18 protein-coding genes are annotated in these 22171 nt (G+C 71.6%); 13 read left to right on the plus strand and 5 right to left on the minus strand.

Annotation, left to right across the window (positions count from 1 at the left end; all coding sequences use genetic code 11):
• Nucleotides 1-17: 17 nt before the first annotated feature.
• The 8 genes from ACWC9T_RS02950 (at nucleotide 18) to ACWC9T_RS02985 (ending at nucleotide 9384) form a co-directional block, all read left to right on the plus strand.
• Nucleotides 18-1067 (plus strand): ABC transporter ATP-binding protein, encoded by a 1050-nt coding sequence (locus ACWC9T_RS02950; protein ID WP_449819272.1) that lies wholly within the window; start codon nucleotides 18-20, stop codon nucleotides 1065-1067.
• Nucleotides 1060-2076, plus strand: a complete 1017-nt coding sequence (locus ACWC9T_RS02955; RefSeq protein WP_449819273.1) for an ABC transporter ATP-binding protein — start codon at nucleotides 1060-1062, stop codon at nucleotides 2074-2076. Before ACWC9T_RS02950 ends, ACWC9T_RS02955 begins: the two co-directional genes overlap by 8 nt.
• 202 nt (nucleotides 2077-2278) lie before the next feature.
• A complete protein-coding gene (locus tag ACWC9T_RS02960) occupies nucleotides 2279-3901 on the plus strand; it encodes a peptide ABC transporter substrate-binding protein (protein ID WP_449819274.1) in 1623 nt (540 codons plus the stop codon).
• A 100-nt stretch (nucleotides 3902-4001) separates the two neighbouring features.
• Nucleotides 4002-4928 carry an ABC transporter permease gene (locus ACWC9T_RS02965; RefSeq protein ID WP_449819275.1) on the plus strand — a complete coding sequence of 309 codons (927 nt, stop codon included), beginning with the start codon at nucleotides 4002-4004 and terminating at the stop codon, nucleotides 4926-4928.
• Between the two features lie 76 nt (nucleotides 4929-5004).
• Entirely contained in the window at nucleotides 5005-5919 is a 915-nt protein-coding gene (locus ACWC9T_RS02970; protein WP_449819348.1) for an ABC transporter permease, read from the plus strand.
• 16 nt (nucleotides 5920-5935) lie between these two features.
• Nucleotides 5936-6988 carry an ABC transporter ATP-binding protein gene (locus tag ACWC9T_RS02975; protein WP_449819276.1) on the plus strand — a complete coding sequence of 351 codons (1053 nt, stop codon included), beginning with the start codon at nucleotides 5936-5938 and terminating at the stop codon, nucleotides 6986-6988.
• A complete protein-coding gene (locus ACWC9T_RS02980) occupies nucleotides 6978-8180 on the plus strand; it encodes an ABC transporter ATP-binding protein (protein ID WP_449819277.1) in 1203 nt (400 codons plus the stop codon). The genes ACWC9T_RS02975 and ACWC9T_RS02980 overlap by 11 nt, the downstream gene beginning before the upstream one ends.
• Nucleotides 8181-8334: 154 nt before the next feature.
• Nucleotides 8335-9384: an ABC transporter ATP-binding protein gene (locus ACWC9T_RS02985; protein WP_449819278.1), complete on the plus strand. Its 1050-nt coding sequence runs from the start codon at nucleotides 8335-8337 to the stop codon at nucleotides 9382-9384.
• A 31-nt stretch (nucleotides 9385-9415) separates the two neighbouring features.
• On the opposite strand, the gene ACWC9T_RS02990 is transcribed toward ACWC9T_RS02985, so the two are convergent.
• The 5 genes from ACWC9T_RS02990 to ACWC9T_RS03010 all read right to left on the minus strand — a co-directional run bounded on the left by ACWC9T_RS02990 (nucleotide 9416) and on the right by ACWC9T_RS03010 (nucleotide 15547).
• Nucleotides 9416-11134 (minus strand): ABC transporter family substrate-binding protein, encoded by a 1719-nt coding sequence (locus tag ACWC9T_RS02990; protein ID WP_449819279.1) that lies wholly within the window; start codon nucleotides 11132-11134, stop codon nucleotides 9416-9418.
• A 136-nt stretch (nucleotides 11135-11270) separates the two neighbouring features.
• Nucleotides 11271-13655 carry a peptidoglycan binding domain-containing protein gene (locus tag ACWC9T_RS02995; RefSeq protein ID WP_449819280.1) on the minus strand — a complete coding sequence of 795 codons (2385 nt, stop codon included), beginning with the start codon at nucleotides 13653-13655 and terminating at the stop codon, nucleotides 11271-11273.
• A gap of 243 nt (nucleotides 13656-13898) precedes the next feature.
• A complete protein-coding gene (locus ACWC9T_RS03000; RefSeq protein ID WP_449819281.1) occupies nucleotides 13899-14354 on the minus strand; it encodes a DUF6113 family protein in 456 nt (151 codons plus the stop codon).
• Nucleotides 14351-15262: an N-acetyl-1-D-myo-inositol-2-amino-2-deoxy-alpha-D-glucopyranoside deacetylase gene (gene mshB, locus ACWC9T_RS03005; protein WP_449819282.1), complete on the minus strand. Its 912-nt coding sequence runs from the start codon at nucleotides 15260-15262 to the stop codon at nucleotides 14351-14353. The genes ACWC9T_RS03000 and mshB overlap by 4 nt, the downstream gene beginning before the upstream one ends.
• 90 nt (nucleotides 15263-15352) lie before the next feature.
• Nucleotides 15353-15547 carry a DUF2304 family protein gene (locus ACWC9T_RS03010; RefSeq protein ID WP_396246886.1) on the minus strand — a complete coding sequence of 65 codons (195 nt, stop codon included), beginning with the start codon at nucleotides 15545-15547 and terminating at the stop codon, nucleotides 15353-15355.
• 313 nt (nucleotides 15548-15860) lie between these two features.
• Here ACWC9T_RS03010 and ACWC9T_RS03015 point away from each other — a divergent pair, with 313 nt between their 5' ends.
• The 5 genes from ACWC9T_RS03015 (at nucleotide 15861) to ACWC9T_RS03035 (ending at nucleotide 22170) form a co-directional block, all read left to right on the plus strand.
• Nucleotides 15861-18014, plus strand: coding sequence for a prolyl oligopeptidase family serine peptidase (locus tag ACWC9T_RS03015; RefSeq protein ID WP_449819283.1), 2154 nt, complete (start codon nucleotides 15861-15863; stop codon nucleotides 18012-18014).
• Nucleotides 18015-18212: 198 nt separating this feature from the next.
• Entirely contained in the window at nucleotides 18213-19178 is a 966-nt protein-coding gene (locus tag ACWC9T_RS03020; RefSeq protein ID WP_449819284.1) for an ABC transporter ATP-binding protein, read from the plus strand.
• Nucleotides 19175-19897 (plus strand): ABC transporter permease, encoded by a 723-nt coding sequence (locus ACWC9T_RS03025; RefSeq protein ID WP_449819285.1) that lies wholly within the window; start codon nucleotides 19175-19177, stop codon nucleotides 19895-19897. The genes ACWC9T_RS03020 and ACWC9T_RS03025 overlap by 4 nt, the downstream gene beginning before the upstream one ends.
• Nucleotides 19898-19905: 8 nt before the next feature.
• A complete protein-coding gene (locus ACWC9T_RS03030) occupies nucleotides 19906-21165 on the plus strand; it encodes a sensor histidine kinase (protein ID WP_449819286.1) in 1260 nt (419 codons plus the stop codon).
• Nucleotides 21166-21540: 375 nt separating this feature from the next.
• Nucleotides 21541-22170 (plus strand): response regulator, encoded by a 630-nt coding sequence (locus ACWC9T_RS03035; protein ID WP_449819287.1) that lies wholly within the window; start codon nucleotides 21541-21543, stop codon nucleotides 22168-22170.
• Nucleotide 22171 lies beyond the last annotated feature (1 nt).

Below are 22171 nucleotides of genomic sequence, written 5' to 3' on the forward strand. Positions count from 1 at the left end.
GAAGAGGTGACGACCCGATGACCACCGTGATCGAGAACAACCCGCAGAGCGACCGTCTCGAAGTCGGAACCCCGCTCCTGGAGGTCAAGGACCTCCACGTGGAGTTCCACACCCGGGACGGGATCGCCAAGGCCGTGAACGGCGTCAACTACTCCGTCGCGGCCGGCGAGACCCTCGCCGTGCTCGGCGAGTCCGGCTCCGGCAAGTCCGTGACGGCGCAGACCATCATGGGCATCCTGGACATGCCCCCGGGCAAGGTGACCCAGGGCGAGATCCTGTACCGCGGCCAGGACATGCTCAAGATGAGCAACGAGGAGCGGCGGAAGATCCGCGGCCGGAAGATCGCGATGATCTTCCAGGACGCGCTGTCCGCCCTCAACCCGGTGCTCAGCGTCGGCTACCAGCTCGGCGAGATGTTCCGGGTGCACCAGGGCGCATCCAAGGCCGAGGCGAAGGCCAAGGCCATCGAGCTGATGGACCGGGTGCGCATTCCCGCTGCCAAGCAGCGCGTGAACGACTACCCGCACCAGTTCTCCGGCGGTATGCGCCAGCGCATCATGATCGCCATGGCGCTGTCGCTGCAGCCCGACCTGATCATCGCCGACGAGCCCACCACCGCCCTGGACGTGACCGTCCAGGCCCAGGTGATGGACCTGCTGGCGGAGCTGCAGGCCGAGTACAACATGGGTCTGATCCTGATCACCCACGACCTCGGCGTGGTCGCCGACGTCGCGGACAAGATCGCCGTGATGTACGCGGGCCGGATCGTCGAGACCGCCCCGGTGCACGACCTGTACTCCAAGCCGGCGCACCCGTACACCAGGGGCCTGCTCCGCTCGATCCCGCGCCTGGACCAGAAGGGCCAGGAGCTGTACGCGATCAAGGGCCTGCCCCCGAACCTGCTGAAGGTTCCGGCCGGCTGCGCGTTCAACCCCCGCTGCGACGTCGCCACCGACCTGTGCCGCACGGAGATCCCGGCGCTGCACCAGGTGACCGGCAAGGACGGCGAGGAGCTCACCGGCCGCCGCAGCGCGTGCCACCTTTGGAAGGAGACCCTCCATGGCTGAGAACATCCTGGAGGTCAAGGACCTGGTCAAGCACTACCCGCTGACCCAGGGCGTCCTCTTCAAGAAGCAGGTCGGCGCGGTCAAGGCGGTCGACGGCATCTCCTTCGAGCTGAAGAAGGGTGAGACGCTCGGCATCGTCGGCGAGTCCGGCTGTGGCAAGTCCACGCTGGCCAAGGTGCTGATGAACCTGGAGCGGGCCACCTCCGGCCAGGTGCTGTTCAAGGGCGAGGACATCTCCAAGCTGACCGGCTCGGCCCTCAAGGCCGTCCGTCGGAACATCCAGATGGTGTTCCAGGACCCGTACACCTCGCTGAACCCGCGCATGACGGTCGGCGACATCATCGGGGAGCCCTTCGAGATCCACCCGGAGGTGGCGCCGAAGGGCGACCGCCGCAAGGCCGTTCAGGACCTGCTGGACGTCGTGGGTCTGAACCCGGAGTACATCAACCGGTACCCGCACCAGTTCTCCGGCGGTCAGCGCCAGCGCATCGGCATCGCCCGCGGCCTCGCGCTCAAGCCCGAGATCATCATCTGTGACGAGCCGGTCTCCGCCCTGGACGTGTCCGTCCAGGCGCAGGTGATCAACCTGCTGGAGCAGCTGCAGGGCGAGTTCGGCCTGTCGTACATGTTCATCGCGCACGACCTCTCCATCGTCCGGCACATCTCCGACCGCGTCGGCGTGATGTACCTGGGCAAGATGGTCGAGATCGGCACCGACGAGCAGATCTACGACAACGCCACCCACCCGTACACCCAGGCGCTGCTGTCCGCGGTGCCGGTGCCGGACCCGGCGGCGCGCGAGTCGCGGGACCGGATCATCCTCAGCGGCGACATCCCCTCGCCGGCCAACCCGCCGTCCGGCTGCCGCTTCCGCACCCGCTGCTGGAAGGCGGAGGACCGCTGCGCGGAGGAGGTCCCGCTGCTGGCGATCCCGACCACGCTGGAGGGCCCGGCCGCGCACGAGTCGGCCTGCCACTTCGCCGAGGTCCGGGAGTCGGCCGAGGCCTGACCTCCCCCGGCGTCCCAGGAAGGGCCCGCGGCTTCGGCCGCGGGCCCTTCCGGCGTTCGGTCAATCCGGCGCTGCGTCAATCCGGCCTGCGTCAACTCCGCAGGGGTTACGGCACTCGTCCGGGTGCACCCGGCTCGCGCCGTCGCCGGGGCGCGCTTCTCATGGGGTGTGATGCGACACACACCCATGAGGAGGGACCGCCATGCCCGTAGCCGCCCGTGCTCGCCTGGTCCTCGCCGCTGCGACGTCCGTGGTCCTGGTGGCCACCGGGTGCAGCGGCGGCGGCGGAGGTGGTGGCAGTTCGTCGAACGCCACCAAGACCTTCAGCTACCAGAGCAGTGAGCCGCAGAACCCGCTGCAGCCCGCCAACGCGAACGAGGTCGGCGGTGGTCGCATCATCGAGAACCTCTTCAAGGGGCTGGTGGACTACGACCCCAGCACCGCCAAGATCCGGATGCAGGTCGCGGACAAGATCGACACCAGCGACTCGCAGACGTACACCATCACGTTGAAGGACGGCTGGAAGTTCCACGACGGCACCCCGGTGCACGCCAAGAACTTCGTGGACTCCTGGAACTGGTCCGCCAACCCGGCCAACGCCCAGATCAACAGCTCCTGGTTCTCCGACATCGAGGGCTACCAGGACGTCCACCCCAAGACCGGGAAGCCGACCGCGGACAAGATGTCCGGCCTGACCGTCACGGACGACCTGCACTTCACCGTGAAGCTGAAGAACAAGGTCTCGTACTTCGAGTACAAGCTCGGCTACATCGCCTTCTCGCCGCTGCCGGACGGCTTCTTCAAGGACCCGGCCGGGTACGGGCAGAAGCCGGTGGGCAACGGCCCGTACCAGTTCGTCAGTTGGACGCACAACACCGAGGTGGTCACCAAGTCCTTCCCGGGCTACCAGGGCGTGGACAAGCCGAAGAACGGCGGCATCGTCTTCAAGATGTACACCACGTCCGAGGCCGCCTACGCGGACCTGCAGTCCGGCAACCTGGACGTGATGGACCAGGTGCCGCCGTCCGCGCTGGCGACGTACAAGAACGACCTCGGCGACCGGGCGATCGACGCCCCGCAGGGCGCGATCCAGAACATCGGCTTCACGCTCTACCAGGCCGACTGGTCCTCGCCGGACAAGGCCAAGGTGCGCCAGGGCCTGTCGATGGCGATCGACCGCGACGTCATCACCAAGACCGTGCTGCAGGGCTCCCGCAAGCCCGCCACCGCCTGGGTCGCCGAGGGCGTCGAGGGCTACAAGGACGGCGCCTGCGGCGACTTCTGCAAGTTCGACCCGGCCAAGGCCAAGGCGCTGATCCAGGAGGGCGGCGGCGTCCCCGGCAACAAGCTGCTGATCACCTACAACGCGGACGGCGGCCACAAGGAGTGGGTCGACGCGGTCTGCAACTCGATCCGGCAGAGCACCGGCGTGGACTGCCTGGGCGACCCGAAGCCCGACTTCAAGACCGCGCGCGCGGCGATCACCGCACACCAGCTCGACGGCGCCTTCCGCACCGGCTGGGTGCAGGACTACCCGCTGAACGCCAACTTCCTGTCCGACGTTTACCGCACCGGTGCGGCCTCCAACGACTTCGGCTACAGCAACCCGCAGTTCGACGACGCGGCGACCAAGGCCGACGAGGCCGCAAGCGTCGCCGACACGGTGACCGGCTACCAGAAGGCCGAGGCCGTGCTGCCGAGCGGCATGCCTGCCATCCCGCTCTGGTACTACCGCACCAACTCGGGCTACTCGAACAAGGTGCAGAACGTGAAGTTCGACTCCTTCGGCAACCCGGCCTGGACCCAGGTCGAGGTCAAGGGCTGACCAGTCCCACGCGCCGGCCCCGCCCTCCCCGCACGGAGGGCGGGGCCTGGTCCTCTTGGCCGACCGGCTCCGGTCGGCCACGCCCTGGAAGGAGGCTCGGATGGGCAGTTACGTGCTGCGGCGGGTGCTGCAGATGATCCCGGTGTTCTTCGGCACCACGCTGCTGATCTTCGTGATGGTCTACACGCTGCCGGGCGACCCGGTGGTCGCGCTGTTCGGCGAGAAGGCGGCCGACCCGGCCGTGGTGGCCAGCATCAAGCACAAGTACTTCCTGGACCAGCCGCTCTGGAAGCAGTACCTGCACTACATGGGGAACCTGTTCCAGGGCGACTTCGGCACCAGCTTCACCGGCCGCCCGGTCTCCGACATCATGGTCGGCGCCTTCCCGGTCACCATCCGGCTCGCGCTGCTGGCCTTCGTCTTCGAGATGATCCTCGGCCTCGCCCTCGGCCTGGTCTCCGGGCTGCGGCGCGGCAGCATCCAGGACACCCTGGTGCTGGTCCTCACCCTGGTGGTGATCTCGATCCCGGTCTTCGTGCTCGCGTACATCGCGCAGACGATCTTCGCCACCAACCTCGGCTGGGTCACACCGACCGTGCAGAACAGCTACGACCTATCCCAACTCGTCCTGCCGGCCGTCGTGCTGGGGTCGCTCTCGCTCGCGTACGTGGCCCGGCTCACCCGGACCTCGATCGGTGAGAACCTGCGGGCCGACTACATGCGCACGGCGGTTGCCAAGGGCCTGCCCCGGCGCACCATCGTCTTCCGGCACCTGCTGCGCAACTCGCTGATCCCGGTGGTCACCTTCCTCGGCACCGACCTGGGCGCGCTGATGGGCGGCGCGATCGTCACCGAGGGCATCTTCAATGTGCAGGGCATCGGCAACGTCCTGTACCGGGCGATCAACACGAAGGAAGGCCCCACCGTGGTCGGCATCGTGACCGTCCTGGTGATCGTCTACCTGGTCGCCAGCCTCCTCGTCGACCTGCTCTACGCGGTCCTGGACCCGAGGATCCGCTATGCCTGACATCCACGACGAGGACTCGTACGAACCGCACCCCAAGCCCGGCGTCGCGCGCCTCGACTACGCCGGCGAACAGGGCATGGCGGTCGAGCAGGAGACCTTAGTCGAACGCGACGTGCGGAAGCGGGAGGAGGCCCGCAGCCTCTGGGGCGACGCCTGGCGGGACCTACGCCGACGGCCGATCTTCCTGGTCTCGGCGGTGCTGATCCTGCTGCTGGTGGTGATGGCGATCTTCCCGTACGCCTTCACCGACGCCGACCCGCGCAAGGCCGACCTGGTGCACGACTACCTGCGTCGGCCGGACTGGGGCGACGTGTTCGGGGCCGGCTGGTTCGGCTACGACGCCCAGGGCCGGTCCATCTTCGCCCGGGTCATCTACGGAGCCCGCGCCTCGATCACCGTCGGCATCTTCGTGACCGCCGCAGTCACCGTGCTCGGCGGGCTGACAGGCATGGTTGCCGGGTACTTCGGCGGCGGCGTGGACGCGGTGATCTCCCGGATCATCGACATCTTCTTCGGCATCCCGCTGCTGCTCGGCGCCCTGGTGCTGCTGAACGCCTTCTCCACCCGCACGGTGTGGAGCGTGGTCATCGCGCTGGGCGTGCTCGGCTGGACCCAGATCGCCCGCGTCATGCGCGGCGCGGTGCTGACCGTCAAGCAGTCCGACTACGTGGTGGCCGGCCGGGCGCTCGGCGCCGGGACCGGCCGGCTGATGTTCCGGCACATCCTGCCGAACGCGATCGCCCCGGTGATCGTCGTGGCGACCATCGCCCTCGGCGGCTACATCGCCACCGAGGCGACGCTGAGCTTCCTCGGCATCGGCCTGCAGGACCCGACCATCTCCTGGGGCATCGACATCTCCTCCGCCCAGAAGGTGATCCGGACGGCCCCGTACGTGCTGTTCTTCCCGGCCGCGGCGCTCTCCGTCACCGTGCTGGCCTTCATCATGATGGGCGACGCGGTGCGCGACGCCCTCGACCCGAAGCTTCGCTGAGCGAGGGGAGCGCATCGTGACTCCAGCTGTGGACACCGCCAAGCGCGAGCGGGAGGCGCCGTACGAGGGGCCGCTGCTCGACGTACGGGACCTGCACGTCGAGTTCGTCACCCGGGACGGCGTGGCCCGGGCCGTCAACGGGGTCAACTACAGCGTCCGGGCGGGGGAGACACTGGCGGTGCTGGGCGAATCCGGCTCCGGCAAGTCGGTGACGGCGCAGGCGGTCATGGGCATCCTGGACATGCCGCCGGCCCGGATCCCGCGCGGCGAGATCCGCTTCCGCGGCCAGGACATGCTGAAGATGGGCACGGACGAGCGGCGGAGGATCCGCGGCCGGAAGATCGCGATGATCTTCCAGGACGCGCTGTCCGCCCTCAACCCGGTGCTCAGCGTGGGTTTCCAGCTCGGCGAGATGTTCCGGGCCCACAGGGGCGTCTCCCGCGCGGACGCCAAGGCGAAGGCCGTCGCGCTGATGGACCGGGTGCGCATCCCGGCGGCCAAGCAACGGGTGAACGACTACCCGCACCAGTTCTCCGGCGGCATGCGTCAGCGCATCATGATCGCGATGGCGCTGGCCCTGGAGCCGGACCTGATCATCGCGGACGAGCCGACCACCGCGCTGGACGTGACCGTGCAGGCCCAGGTGATGGACCTGCTGGCCGACCTCCAGGCCGAGTTCCACATGGGGCTCATCCTGATCACCCACGACCTCGGCGTGGTCGCCGACGTCGCGGACAAGATCGCCGTGATGTACGCCGGCCGGATCGTCGAGACCGCCCCGGTGCACGAGCTCTACGCCCGGCCCGCGCACCCGTACACCAGGGGACTGCTGGACTCCATCCCGCGGCTGGACCAGAAGGGCCAGGAGCTCTACGCCATCAAGGGCCTGCCGCCCAACCTGCTGCGGATCCCCGCAGGCTGCGCGTTCAACCCGCGCTGCCCCCGGGCGCAGGACATCTGCCGGGCCGAGGTGCCGGAGCTCTTCCAGGTCACCGAGGAGGACGGCACGCCGCTGGAGGGGCGCGGCAGCGCCTGCTTCTTCTGGAAGGAGACCCTCCATGACCGGTAACGGGGCCAGCGCACTGAGCGCGGTGGTGCCGGAGGAGGCCGCGTTCAACCAGGAGGTACCGCGCGGCGAGCCGATCCTCGAAGTGCGGGAGTTGGTCAAGCACTTCCCGCTCACCAAGGGCGTGCTGTTCAAGAAGCAGGTCGGCGCGGTCAAAGCGGTGGACGGGGTCAGCTTCGACCTGATGCAGGGCGAGACGCTCGGCATCGTCGGCGAGTCCGGCTGCGGGAAGTCCACGCTGGCCAAGGTGCTGATGAACCTGGAGCCGGCCACCGGCGGCTCGGTCCGGTACAAGGGGGAAGAGATCTCGCGGCTGTCCGGCTCCGCGCTGAAGGCCGTCCGGCGCAACATCCAGATGGTGTTCCAGGACCCGTACACCTCGCTGAACCCGCGGATGACGGTCGGCGACATCATCGGTGAGCCGTTCGAGATCCACCCGGAGGTGTCGCCGAAGGGCGACCGCCGCAAGGCCGTCCAGGACCTGCTGGACGTGGTCGGGCTCAACCCGGAGTACATCAACCGGTATCCGCACCAGTTCTCCGGTGGCCAGCGCCAGCGCATCGGCATCGCACGGGGGTTGGCGCTCAAGCCGGAGATCATCATCTGCGACGAGCCGGTCTCGGCGCTGGACGTGTCGGTGCAGGCGCAGGTGATCAACCTGCTGGAGCAGCTGCAGGGCGAGTTCAACCTGTCGTACATGTTCATCGCGCACGACCTCTCCATCGTCCGGCACATCTCGGACCGGGTGGGGGTGATGTACCTGGGGAAGATGGTCGAGATCGGCAGCGACGCGGAGATCTACGACCACGCGACCCACCCGTACACCCAGGCGCTGCTGTCCGCCGTACCGGTGCCGGACCCGACGGCGCGCGAGTCCCGGGACCGGATCGTGCTCACCGGGGACGTGCCCTCGCCGGCCAACCCGCCGTCGGGGTGCCGGTTCCGCACCCGGTGCTGGAAGGCGCAGGAGCGCTGCGCGGTGGAGATCCCGCTGCTCGCCGCGCCGAGCTGGCTGAAGGGCGCGGCGTTCCACGACTCGGCTTGTCACTTCGCGGCGGAGCGCGAGATCGGGCAGAGTGCGGCGGAGCGCGAGATCGGGCAGAGTGCGGCGGAGCGCGAGATCGGGCAGAGTGCGGCGGAGCGCGAGGTCGGGCAGGGCGCCGCCGAGCGGGAGGACGGGCCGGGCGGCAGCTGACCCGGTCGTCCTCGGGGCGCGTCCTCGGAACGAGGGCGCGCCCTGTGCCGTGATGGAACCGAGATCTGCAGCGCTCTCCCCAAGTGCGCGTCGGTCATTGATAGTTGCTAGGCGCCTGTCGATGGTCGCTGCTGCGCTGAGGAGGGCTGCTCACATGGACGCGGTGGAGGTGGTCGGCGGCGGTCGGGCGAGCCTGGCACCCGGGACCCCGTTGCTGGAGGTCGAGGACCTGCACGTCGAGTTCCACACCCAGGACGGTGTGGCCAGGGCCGTCAACGGGGTGAGCTACTCGGTGTCGGCGGGGGAGACGCTGGCGGTGCTGGGCGAGTCCGGCTCCGGCAAGTCGGTGACCGCGCAGGCGATCATGGGCATCCTGGACGTGCCACCAGGGAAGATCACCTCGGGGCGGATCCTGTTCCGCGGCGAGGACCTGCTGACCATGCACCCCAAGGCCCGGCGGGCCGTTCGGGGCCAGCGGATCGCGATGATCTTCCAGGACGCGCTGTCCGCCCTCAACCCGGTGCTCAGCGTGGGCTACCAGCTCGGTGAGATGTTCCGGGTGCACCAGGGGCTCTCCCGCAAGGAGGCCCGGGAGAAGGCCGTCGAGCTGATGGACCGGGTGCGCATCCCCGCCGCCCGGCAGCGGGTCGGCGACTTCCCGCACCAGTTCTCCGGCGGCATGCGCCAGCGCATCATGATCGCGATGGCGCTCTCGCTGGAGCCGGACCTGATCATCGCGGACGAGCCGACCACCGCGCTGGACGTGACCGTGCAGGCCCAGGTGATGGACCTGCTGGCCGACCTCCAGGCCGAGTTCAACATGGGCCTGATCCTGATCACCCACGACCTCGGCGTGGTCGCCGACGTGGCCGACAAGATCGCCGTGATGTACGCGGGCCGGATCGTCGAGACCGCCCCGGTCCGCGAGTTGTACGCGCGCCCGGCCCACCCGTACACCAGGGGACTGCTGGACTCCATTCCGCGGCTGGACCAGAAGGGCCAGAACCTGCACGCCATCAAGGGCCTGCCGCCCAGCCTGCTGCGGATCCCGCAGGGCTGCGCCTTCAACCCGCGCTGTGACCGGGTGCAGGACCGCTGCCTGACCGAACTCCCGCCGCTGGTACCGGTGGTGGACGAGGAGGGCGCCGAGCTGTCGGGCCGGCGCAGCGCCTGCCACTACTGGCGGGAGACGCTGCACGGCTGACTGTTGCCGGCCGACTCGGCGCCAGGCGGTCCTACTTGGTGAAGCCGACGTTCTCCCAGACGATGTCGGACAGTCCCTGCGCGCCGATGTTGGCCAGGTCGGCGCGGGCGCCGTACAGCTGCGGGCGCTGGTAGAGCGGCAGGACGCCGGCCACCTTCCACAACTCGCCGTCGGCCTGGTTGATCGCCTCGGAGGCGGTCGCGGCGTCGGGCGCGGCGGCGGCCCGGTCGAGGGCGGCGTCCGCGGCCGGGCTGCCGGCGCCGACGTGGTTGGCGCCGCCGTTCTGGGCGAAGCCGGCCCGGCTGCCGCTGGCCGGGAACGGGGTGCCGAGCAGGGCGTAGGCGGCCAGGTCGAAGTCGTTGTGGTTGATGTACTTGTCGAAGAACTCGTTGGCGGCGGCGGTCACCGTGGTGACCTTGATCCCGACGTCCTTGAGCATCTTGGCGACGCCGGTCGCCTCGTTCTGGGCCACCGCGACCCCGGCCGGGACGATCATCCGCAGGTTCAGCTCATGGCCGTCCTTCTTGCGGACGTCGCCGTCCAGCTTCCAGCCGGCCGCGTCCAGCTTGCGGGCGGCCTCGGCGGGGTCGAAGCGGGACAGGCCGAGGGAGTTGTCCCGGTAGCCGTTCTGGTTGGCGGCCAGCAGGTGGTTGTTGAGCGGGACGCCGGGCCAGTCCAGGCCGTTGAGGTCGGAGCGGATCAGCGCGTCCCGGTTGATCGCCTGGAACACGGCCTGGCGGACGGACGGGTCGCTGAGCGCCGGGGTGCGGGCGTTCAGGGTGATCTGCCGGAAGTCCGGCCCGCCGGCCCGGCGGACGGCCGCGCCCTTGGTGTTCTTGATGACCTGGTAACCGGCCAGGTCGGGGCCGTTGTTGAAGAGGTCGATCTCGCCCTTGGCGAAGGCGGCGCCCATCGCGTCCGGCATCATGGCGTGGAAGACGATTCGGTCCAGCATCGGCTTGTCGCCCCACCAGGTGGGGTCGGCGACCAGGGTGACGGTCTGCGCGGCACGGTCCAGCGTCTCGACCTTGAACGGGCCGGCGGTGAGCGGGATCGCGTCCAGGTAGGCCGAGTTGAACAGTTCCGGGGTGGCGACCTTGGCGGCCGGCAGCAGCGGGGCGTTGGCAGCGCCGTTGAACATCGACTGCCACTCGGAGAACGGTCGGTCGAAGGTCATCACGGCCTGGAAGTCGTCCTTGCCCCGCTCGACCGAGGAGACCAGCTCGAAGCCGGTGCTGCTGGACGGCCGGTAGGCCGGGTCCTTGCCGTTCAGCGCGCGCCAGTTCGCCTCGATGTCGCGCCAGGTGATCGGGGTGCCGTCGGACCAGTGGGCCTTCGGGTTGAGGGTCCAGGTGACCACCTGCCGGCCGTCCTTGATGTCGGCGTGCGCGTCCTGCAGGTAGGCCGGGTTGACTGTCTGGGTTCCGGCCGCGTCCGAGCGGAAGAAGGTCGGCAGCAGCGGCTTGGTGACGGCGATGGTCGAGGACTCGCTGCCGTCGGTGTGGATCGGCGACCACTGGTGGGAGAACTGGGTGATCGCCAGGTTCAGGGTGCCGCCCTGGCGCAGCTGGGAGCGGTCGTGCTGGTTGATGTCGATCGAGGTGAGCTTGGGCACGCCGGCGGCGCTCGGCATCGCGTCCGCGGCGGCGCCGTCCTGCCCGGACGAGCAGGAGCAGAGCGCGAGCGAGAGGGTCAGGGCGGTGAGACCGGCGAGCAGCGCCGTCCGGTGGTGCTGGAGGCGGCGGCCCATCGGCGTGGCTCCCGGGGTTGCTGTGACGGAAGGTGTGGCGTCACATCTTGCTGACCGGGAGGGGGAGTTGTCGAGGGGCGGGGACCGCCTGCCGTCATCGCGGCAGCGGGCCCGCCCCTCGTTCGTGTCCGGTCCGTCAGGCGGCGGGGAACTTGAAGGTGCGGTCCTTGTCGCCGGTCTTGTCGAACAGCGAGGTGACGGCGTCCGCGACGTCCTGCGGGGTGACCGTGCCGGACTGGCCGTTCTTCTTGACCTTCACCTTGTCGAACACGCCGTTCAGCTGGGAGTTCAGCGCGTCGAGGTCCCACTTGGGCACGATCTTGCCGGAGGCGTCCGGGACCAGCGTGAGCGCCTTGGCGGCGGTCTTGCCGCCGAAGTCCCAGGGCTTGGTGCCGGCCACGATGTGGATCTTGCCGTTGGTGACCTGCTTGCCGAGGCTGTCCGCGGCGGCCTGCAGGGCCTGGGTGGACACCTTGGGCTGGGCGGCCGTGACGGCGAGTGCGATCGGCTGGTCGGGCTTGCCGGCGGCGCGGTCGCGGTAGGCCTGCTCGACCACGTCCAGGGCGGCGTTGGAGTCCACCGCCTGGCCGGCCTTGCCGGGGACCACGACCGGGTCGCCGTTGTCGGCGAACTTGACGTAGCCCTCCTGCAGACCCTGGCCCGAGCCGGCCGCCAGCGAGTCCAGCGCGGCCTTGAGCTTGGCCCGGTCGACCCGGACCTCGGGTGCGACCGCCTTGCTGCCGCCCTGGAGCGACTTGATGACGTCGACCGGGTTGTAGCTGTGCGCGGCGAGGCCGTCCACGGTGGCCGTGGTGTCGAAGCTCAGTCCGGCGACCGTCGGGTCGAGGTCGACGGCCTGGTCGCCGATCTTCAGCTTGAGCGGCTGCTGCCCGGCCTTGCCGACCGAGTCGTCCAGCGCGTGGATCGCCTGGTCGCGGCTGTTGCCGCCGATGTCGGTGCCGAGTACCACGGTGCCCTTGGGGACGTCCGACTGGTTGAGCATCAGGCCGGTGCCGTACGCGGCGGCGCCGAGGAAGAGCACACCGCCGATCGCGTAGACGCCGAGCTTGACCAGCTTCTTGGCGCCGCCGCCCTTGGCCTTGCCCTTGGCGGGGGCGGCCGGCTCGGTCTTGGCCGGGGCGGGCGCGGGGGCGGACTGCGCGGCGGGACCGGGCGGGACGGGACCGGCGGGACCGCCCGGAGCGGGCCGGGCCGCCTCGGGGCCCGGGGTCGGCAGCGGGGTGACCTCGGTGGCCTCCGCGCCGAGGCCGGCCTGCCGGGGACCGCCCCCGGCGGGCTGCGGCGCGCCCGGGAAGAGCCCGCCGGGGGCCGCCGGGGCGCCGAAGGGGTCCTGGCCGGGGGTGGCCGGACGCTGGGTGGCGAACGGGTCGGCGCCGGTCGGGGCCGAGGCGAACAGGCCCGGCTGCGGACGGGCGTCGGCACCGCGCGGGGCGCCGTTCCGGGGCAGGCCGGGTATGGCGGCCGACGGCGGGGTGTTCTCCCGGATCGGCGCGAAGCCGTCCACGGAGGTGTCCTCCGGGCCGGGCTCGGCGGCCGGGCCCTGCGGGTGGCCGTTCAGCCCCGGCGTGCCCTGCGGGCCGTTCTGCTGCCGCCGGTTCGGCCGGGGGCCGTTCGGCTGGTTCGGCTGGTTCGACTGGGGCGCGCCCTGCTGGGCGGCGTTCGGCCGCGGGGCCTGCTGCTGGCGGCGGCCGCCGCGCGGGCCGCGCGCACCGGCGTCGGGGCCGGTCGGGGCGAACGGGTCGGCGGCCGGTGCGAACGGGGCGGCGGCCTCGTACACGCCGGGCTCCTCGGCCGGACCCTCGACGCCGTACGGCGAAGCGGGCGCGGGAGCGGCCTGGTTCGGCGACTTGCCCGGGACGGGCACCGGGCGGCCGTTCGGACGGGCCTCGGCGCCGGCCGCGGCCGGCCGGGCGCCGTTCGGGGCGCCCTGCGGGCGGGCCTCGGCGACGGAGCCGGGCGCGACCGCGGCCTCCGGCGCGCTCGGGGCGCCGGCCGGTACGGTGGCCGGGGCGGGCTCGGCGGCCTTCTTCTGCCGCGGCCGGAACCAGGCGCCGGTGGACTCGGACTCGGAGGTCGCCGGCGGGATCGGCGGGATCTGCCACTCCGGCGGCAGGTTCGGCGGGGTGGCCGTGCCGCTTCCGCCGTCCATCACGCCGAGGACGGGCGAGGCGGGCGCGGAGCGGTGCCGCGGGCCGCCCGGCTCGGCGGCGGCCGGGGCCTGGTCGCCCGGGCCGTCCTCGTTCTTGACGGTGCTGCGGACGACGACCGGTGGGATCGGGCGTGAGCCGGGGATGTTGATCCGGACCCGGGTGGTCAGGGTGGTCTCGGTCTTCGGACCATCGTCCTCGCCGCCCGACGCGGCGCCGTGGTCGGCACCGGCGGCAGCCCGGTCGCCGCCAGGGAGGCCCGGGGTGCCGTAGGGCGGCGTGCCCGACGGGTAGGCGTCCGGACCCGTACGCCGGGGCGTCGGGTTGGCGTTGTCAGATTCGCGGCTGCTCAATGCTGCTCTGCTCCGGGTTCGCGGGCGGGCCGTGCGGCGCGACCGCGGTTCGTGGTCGCCGGGCCTTGGGCGGGCGGGCGGCGGTCGGGGACGTCGTACTGCGGGACCACCATACTGGGAAGAACTGAGCGGTGAACGGCTTCGGACAGATCCTGATACGTCCGGTTCCTCCGATATGAGAGTACGGCCGTGTGGTCCTGACTGCGCGTCGTGCGCGGTACCGGGCGCCGCTCGCGGGCGGGGTCAGCGCGGAGGGCCGGGCACCCCGAGCAGCCAGCTGTTCCGGGTGGGCAGGGTGGCGCAGATCACGCCCAGGACCGAGCCGGCGAACAGCCAGGCCAGTGAGGTGGCGTTGGACCACAGCACGTTGTCGCCCTCCGGCCGGGGCACCATCATCAGCAGCATCGCCAGGAACCAGCCGGCCGCGGGCATCGCGGCGCCGAGCCGGGTGCCGGTGATCCGCAGACCCGCGTAGAAGGTCGCGGCGCTCGCGGCGAGTGCCAGCAGAACTCCCACCGGCGGCCACAGGGCCTGCACAAAGGATCCGCAGATCGACACCGCGATGCCCAGCAGGAAGAAGAGGACATACGCCGCGATCCGGACGGTGCGCGGGGGTTGAGGCTCGGCCAGCCGCTCCTTCTGGGTGCCGAGGACGGCGGCCGCGAACGAGCGGCGCGGCGGCGTGGCGGGCGCGGTCATCGGGCGCTCTCCTCAGTGGCGGTCGCGGTGACGTGGTCCAGGCCCGCGAACAGGTCGCGCTCGGGCCGCTCCGGCCCGGCCTGGCCGTGCACCAGCTGGTAGTACTCGGTGGCGAACAGCGGCTGGCCGAGGTCGTTGGAGAGCGCGAAGAACGCGCCGTCCACGGTGATCTGGGTGGCGTGCGCGGCCAGCGCGGCGGCCTTGGGGGCGACGTACGCGGCGCCGTCCAGCACCGTGGTGACCACCTCGTCGGCCACCACTCCGGGCACGTCGGCGGGCTGGGCGACGCCGGGGAAGGGCGCCTCGGCGGCGGCCTCGGCGAGCCCGGCCTCGATCACCGAGCGGGGCATCCGGTTCCAGTACACCTTGGCGATCCGCCAGGCACCGCCCAGCTCCGGGTGGTGCGCCGGGTCGGCGGCCAGCTCGTACGCGCGCATCGCGACCCGGTGCGCCTGGATGTGGTCCGGGTGCCCGTAGCCGCCGTTCTCGTCGTAGGTGACCAGCACCTGCGGCCGCACCTCGCGGATCACCGCGACCAGGTGGCCGGCCGCCTCGTCCACGTCGGCCCGCCAGAAGCAGCCGGGGACGTCGTTGTCGGGCACGCCCATCATCCCGGAGTCGCGGTAGCGCCCCGGGCCGCCGAGGAAGCGGAAGTCGGTGACGCCGAGGGCGCGCATCGCCTCGGTCAGCTCGCCGATCCGGTACGCGCCGAGGGTGTCCTCCCGATCGGCCGTCAGATGGGCCAGCCCCGGCGGGATCACCTCGCCGCCCTCGCCGAGGGTGCAGGTCACCAGCGTCACCCGGGTGCCCTCGGCGGCGTACCGGGCCATGGTGGCGCCGTTGCCGATCGACTCGTCGTCGGGATGGGCGTGGACCAGGAGGAGGCTGCGGCCGGTAGTCGCGGTCATGGGAGGAAGCCTAGGGCCTGCCGCCAAACTCGCGTCGTTCGCCCGGAGGGCGGGCGGGGCGGCAGGCCCGTGTCCACCGGCCGGAGGGTGCTAGAGCTTCAGGCCGTTGATCATTCCGGCGAGGTTGCTGGTGACCTGGGTGATCGACGGGGCGATCGAGCTGGAGGCCAGGTAGAAGCCGAGCAGCGCGCAGACGATGGCGTGCGCCAGCTTCAGGCTGGAGCGGCGGATCAGCACCACCACGATCGTCAGCATCAGCACGACTGCGGAGATGTTCATGGCCATGTCGGCTCATGCCCCCTTCTCGGGCGCCGATCCCTGGGGAGGGCGGCGGTGGGACCGTACGGGAATCGGGGTCGGGTGACCGGGGGGCCGGGACGGGCCCGACGGTCACTCGCCTGACCAGTCATACCCGATGGGTAAGGGGAGCATTACATTCGGTGAGTCCACGTGTGTCGGGGCATCTGGGCACTCCCGGGGCGCATGGGCCGGTCGGAGGGGGTTTGGACCTCTTTAGGGCGTACTTGGGAACGATGCTCCGAACGAGTGATCACCAGTCACCCGGCAGTGAGAGTCCGCCGTCGTAGGGTCTGGTGCCATGACCTCCCACACCCCTGCGGACACCTTCCCCCGGCAGTACGCGCGGACCCTGCGCTACACCGTCGGCGCGCCCCGCTCCTTCTCCGTCGCACCGGACGGCTCGCGGGTCGTCTTCCTCCGCTCGCGCTCGGGCAGCGACCGGGCCAACCTGCTCTGGACCCTCGACACCGCCACCGGCGAGGAGCGGATCGCCGCCGACCCGGCCGTCCTGCTCGGCGGCGGCGAGGAGGACCTCTCGCCGGCCGAGAAGGCCCGCCGCGAGCGCAGCCGCGAGGGCTCGGCCGGCATCGTCGGCTACGCCCTGGACGCGGACGGCCGGTCGGCCGCCTTCGCGCTGTCCGGCCGGCTGTTCACCGCCGACCTGGCCACCGGCGCCACCGCCGAACTGCCCGCCCGCGGACCGCTGCTGGACCCGCGGCTCTCCCCGGACGGCTCGCACGTCGCCTACGCCAACACCGCCGGCGAGCTGCGGCTGACCCGCACCGACGGCGGTGGCGACCGGGCACTCGCCGAGCCGGACGGTCCGAACGTCACCTGGGGGCAGGCCGAGTTCATCGCCCAGGAGGAGATGGACCGCGACCGCGGCTTCTGGTGGTCCCCGGAGAGCGACCGGCTGCTGGCCGAGCGCGCCGACGACAGCCCGGTGCGCCGCTGGTGGATCGCCGACCCGGCCAACCCGGACCGTGAGCCCGCCGAGGTCGCCTACCCGGCGGCCGGCACCGCCAACGCCGAGGTCGGCCTCTGGGTGCTCGACCTGCACGGCGGGCGCACCGAGGTGGCCTGGGACCGCGAGGCCTTCCCGTACCTGGCCCGGGTCCACTGGTCCAAGGGCGGCGTGCCGCTGCTGCTGGTCGAGTCCCGCGACCAGCGCGCTCAGCGCATCCTCGGCCTGGACGTGGCCACCGGCGCCACCGAGGTGCTGTTCGAGGAGCGCGACGACGCCTGGCTGGAGGCCTTCCCGGGCGTCCCGGCCTGGACCCCGGACGGCAAGCTGGTCCGGATCTCCGACGAGGGCGGCGTGCGGGCGCTGGTGGTCGGCGACCAGTCCGTCACCGGGGCCGACCTGCACGTCCGGTCGGTCATCGCGGTCACCGAGGAGGAGGTGTTCTTCAGCGCCTCCGGCGGTGCCGGGGAGACCGACCCCGAGCCCGGCTGGATCGCCGTCGGCCGGATCAGCCACGACGGCAAGCGGCTGGCCTGGGAGTCTTCCAACGGCCGTCCGTTCACCTCCGTCACCAGCGCGGTGCACGCGGGCGGGATCACCGTCCGGGCCACCGCCGAGCCCGACCTGCCCGGAACCCTGGTCCAGGTCGCCCGCGACCTGCCGGAGGGCGTGGTGGTCGACGACGTCGCCGTCATCGCCTCCCACGCCGAGACCCCGGTCATCACCGCCCGCCCGGTCTTCCGCTTCGCCGGCGAGCGCCGCATCCCGGCCGCCGTCTTCCTGCCCACCGGCTACGACCGCGAGCGCGACGGCCTGCTGCCCGTCCTGATGGACCCGTACGGCGGCCCGCACGGCCAGCGCGTCGTCCAGGCGCACAACCCGCACCTCAACTCGCAGTGGTTCGCCGACCAGGGCTTCGCGGTGATCGTCGCCGACGGCCGCGGCACCCCCGGGCGCGGGCCGGCCTGGGAGAAGTCGATCGCCTTCGACTTCGCCGGGGCCACCCTGGACGACCAGGTGGACGCGCTCCAGGCGCTCGCCGGGGAGTTCCCGCTCGACCTCGACCGGGTCGCCATCCGCGGCTGGTCGTACGGCGGCTACCTCTCCGCGCTCGCGGTGCTGCGCCGCCCGGACGTGTTCCACGCGGCGGTGGCCGGGGCGCCGGTGACCGACTGGGAGCTGTACGACACCCACTACACCGAGCGCTACCTGGGCCACCCGGCCGAGCGGCCCGAGGTGTACCGGGAGAACTCGCTGAACGGCTACGCGGCCGGGCTGGAGCGCCCGCTGATGATCATCCACGGCCTCGCGGACGACAACGTGGTAGCCGCCCACACCCTGCGGCTCTCCTCGGCACTGCTCGCGGCCGGCCGCCCGCACACCGTGCTGCCGCTGTCGGGCGTCACCCACATGACCCCGCAGGAGGAGGTCGCGGAGAACCTGCTGCTGCTCCAGGTCGACTTCGTGAAGCGCTCGCTGGGGCTGTAGATCCTTCCTGACCAGCGGATTCGGCGGCCGGCCCCCCTACTGCCTCATCGGGCGTGACGGGGGTACCGGCCGCCGGCATGACATCCGTCATACCGAAGGCACGACGGCCGCCACTGCCGTCGGCCCCCGCCCGCGCGGGACTCTGAGGTGGTGCGGACAGCGCCGCACGCGACACCTTCAGGGGAGAGGAGCGGGGCGATGGGTACCGAGGTGGCCGCCTTCCGCGGCGTCGGCAAGAGCTACGGGCGGGTGCGCGCCGTGGACGGACTGGACCTCGTGCTGCGGCCGGGCGAGACCGTCGCGCTGCTCGGCCCGAACGGCGCCGGGAAGTCCACCAGCCTGGACCTGCTGCTCGGCCTGCGCGAGCCCGACCAGGGCAGCGTCACGCTGTTCGGCGGCACCCCGCGGGAGGCGATCGCGGCCGGCCGGCTCGGCGCGATGCTGCAGAGCGGCGGGCTGATGACCGACGTCAAGGTCCGCGAGCTGGTCGAGCTCGCCTGCAAGGTGCACCCGAGCGGTCGGTCGGTCACGGGGGTGCTGACCGACGCCGGGATCACCGAGATCGCCGACCGCCGGGTCGACAAGCTGTCCGGCGGCCAGGAGCAGCGGGTCCGATTCGCCCTGGCGATCGCGGGCGACAGCGACCTGATCGTGCTCGACGAGCCCACCACCGGCATGGACGTCAGCGTCCGGCAGGCGTTCTGGGCGAGCATGCGGGCGCAGGCCGACGCCGGTCGCACGGTGCTGTTCGCCACCCACTACCTGGAGGAGGCCGACTCGATCGCCGACCGCGTCCTGGTGCTGCACCGGGGCCGGCTGATCGCCGACGGCAGCTCCGCGGAGATCAAGGCGCGCGCCGGGGCCCGCCGGATCGCCTTCGAACTCCATGACGCCGACTTCGCCCCGGCCGCCGGCCAGTTCGAGGAGGCCGTGCTGCGCGCCCTGCCGGGCGTGCAGTCGCTGGACGTCACCGCGAGGGTCCCGGGGGTGCGGACGGTGCGGATCCGGACCGCGGACGCCGACGCGAGCGTGGCCGGCATCTACCGGGCGGGGCTGTACCCGCGCGGGCTGGAGGTCGCCGGGGTGGGCCTGGAGCAGGCCTTCCTGACCATCACGGGCGAGCTGGACCGCGAGGTCGGCGCCGAGAAGGAGAGCGTGCGATGACCACCCTGATCAAGCTGGAGATCCTGCGGACCCTCCGCAACCGGCGCTACCTGCTCTTCACCATCGCCTACCCGGCGCTGATGTACTTCTTCTTCATCCACGCCTACAGCTCCGACAAGCTGGCCGGCGGTCTGCCGGTGAAGACCTACTTCATGGTCTCGATGGCCACCTTCGGCGCGGTCGGCGCGGTCCTCACCGGCAGCGCGCAGCGGATCTCGCTGGAGCGCAAGAGCGGCTGGGTGCGCCAGTTGCGGCTGACCGCGCTGCCGGGCCGGGCGTACACCTTCGGCAAGATCGGCGCGAGCGCGGTGACCACGCTGCCGGCGATCCTGGTGGTCTTCGCGGTCGGCGCGAGCCAGGGCGTCGAACTCGGCGCGGCGCAGTGGATCGGGCTGGCGGCCGCGCTGTGGCTGGGCAGCTTCGTCTTCGCCGCGCTCGGGGTGGCGCTCGGCTACGCGGCGGCGCCGGACTCGGTGCAGACCATCGTGATGATCACGTACATGCTGATGTCGCTGTTCGGCGGCACCTGGTTCCCGGTGAGCGGCTCGCTGGAGACGTACGCCCGGTTCAATCCGGTGTACCTGTACAACAAGCTGGCCGGCTTCACCCAGCCCGGGCACTCCCTGGACACCGCCGCGGTCGCCGGGCTGGCCGCCTTCCTCGCGGTGTTCGTGGCCGCTGCCGCGGCGCTGTACCGCCGTGACACCCGCCAGGCATGATGATCGACATGAGCGACGCGCGCCAGACCCACCGCACCGACGAACAGCCGGAGGCGGGTGTGGCGCGCGCGTCATTCATGAACGTCCCCGGCTCGCCGGTGGAGAGCAGGCGGCAGCTGCTGGTCAAGGTCGCCTGGATGCTGCTCTGGATGACCTACCTGGCCTACCCGGCGGGCAACCTGCTGAACAGGGACCACGGCCCGGCGGCCCAAGTGTTCGGCTGGTGCTGCCTGGGCGCGTTCGTGGCGGCGTACATCCTGCTGGTGATCTTCCGTTCGCAGGCGGGGATGCGGCCGCGGGCCTGCCAGGTGATCGTCGTGACGATGGTCGCGCTAGCGGCCACCGCCCCCTTCGTCCTCGGCGAAGCCTTCCTGACCCTCTTCATCTACGCCTCGGTGTGCGTTGCGATCATCACACCGGCGAACTACGCGCTGGCCGCCCTCGGCGGCATGGCCGGGCTCGCCGCCGTGGTCGGTCTGCTGATCCACGCCAGTGCGGACAACATCGTCACCTTCACCCTCAGCGCCTTCCTCTCCGGCGTCGCGATGACCGGCCTGCAGCGGCTGGTCGCCACCATGAAGGAGCTGCGCGAGGCGCGCGCGGCCGTCGCCCACCTGGCCGCCTCCGAGGAGCGGCTGCGGCTCGCCCGCGACCTGCACGACCTGCTCGGGCACTCGCTCTCGCTGATCACCCTGAAGAGCGAGCTGGCCGGGCGGTTCATGGACGCCGGCAAGGACGAGGCGGCGCGGGCACAGGTCGCCGACATCGAGCAGGTCGCCCGCCAGTCGCTGATCGACGTCCGGGAGGCCGTCACCGGCTTCCGCCGTCCGACCCTGCCGGTCGAGCTCGCCGCAGCCCGGACCGCCCTGGCCACCGCGCAGGTGCGGTTGGAGGCCGCTGCGGAGCTGGTGGACGCCTGGCCGTCGCTGGCCAACGAGGAGGCCGGCGCGCTGGCGTGGGCGCTGCGCGAGGCCGTCACCAACATCGTCCGGCACGGCGAGGGCGCCACCGTCTGCACGGTGACGGCGGACGAGGGCTGGGAGACGAGCGGCGAGCGGTACGCCGTCCTGGAGATCACCGACGACGGGCGGGGGCCGGGCAAGTCCCAGCCGGGCAACGGGCTGTCCGGGCTGGAGGAGCGGCTGGCGCTGGTCGGCGGGCGGCTGGAGACCGGGCCGGGGGAACGCGGGAAGGGCTTCAGGGTTCGGGCCTCGGTGCCGCTGCGGACGGTGCCGGCGGCGACCCCGGAGTCCTCGAAGGTGGGCTAGGGATCCTCAAGGGCGCCGCTGGGCCCGGGAGTGGGCGGCCGGCCCCGCCGGCCTCCCTCCCCGCACTCCCACTGTTCGCTGAGACGGCGGTACCACCACGAGTCCGAGTAGCGGCGGTCGGCGAAGGGATCGGGCAGGGTGCGACGGAGGTAGGCCGCGTCCAGGGGGCGGATGAGCCGGGAGAGTTCGGCCCGCGGCCCCGGGGGAAGAGCGGACAGCACCTCGTCCAGGACGGGGTCTTGACCGTCAGCCCGGTGCGCCGGGCGAGGTCGCCGATCGAGTAGCGGGTGTCGTGGCCGTCCATGGGCACCACTGTGCGGTCTCCCCCTATCGGAGGCTCAAGCCCCTTTCCCGGCAGGCCCTAAGGTCATGGCCATGGGTAACACAGAGAACAGCCCCTCGATCCGCGTGCTGCTCGCCGAGGACCAGGGCATGGTCCGCGAGGCGCTGGCGGCGTTGCTCGGGCTGGAGGGGGACATCGACGTCGTCGCGCAGGTGGGCCGCGGGGACGAGGTGGTGGCGGCGGTGCTGGGGAACGACGTGCAGGTCGCCGTGCTGGACATCGAGATGCCGGGCATGACGGGCATCGAGGCGGCCGCCGAGCTGCGCCGCCGAGCGCCCCGGACGAAGGTGGTCATCGCGACGACCTTCGGCCGCCCCGGCTATCTGCGCCGGGCGATGGAGTCCGGTGCGGACGCCTTCCTGGTGAAGGACGCGCCCGCCTCGGAGCTCGCCGAGGCCATCCGCAGGGTGCTGCGCGGCGAGCGGGTGATCGACCCGGTGCTGGCCGCGGCCGCGCTGGCCGAGGGCGCCAACCCGCTGACCCCGCGCGAGCGGGACGTCCTGGGCGCGGCCGCCGACGGCGCGGTGAACGCGGACATCGCCAAGCGGCTGCACCTGTCGGAGGGGACGGTCCGCAACTACCTCTCGATGGCGATCCAGAAGACCGAGGCCCGCAACCGCACCGAGGCGGTCCGGATCGCCCGCGAGAAGGGCTGGCTGTGAG

It is taken from the genome of Kitasatospora sp. NPDC001159, from assembly GCF_053598235.1.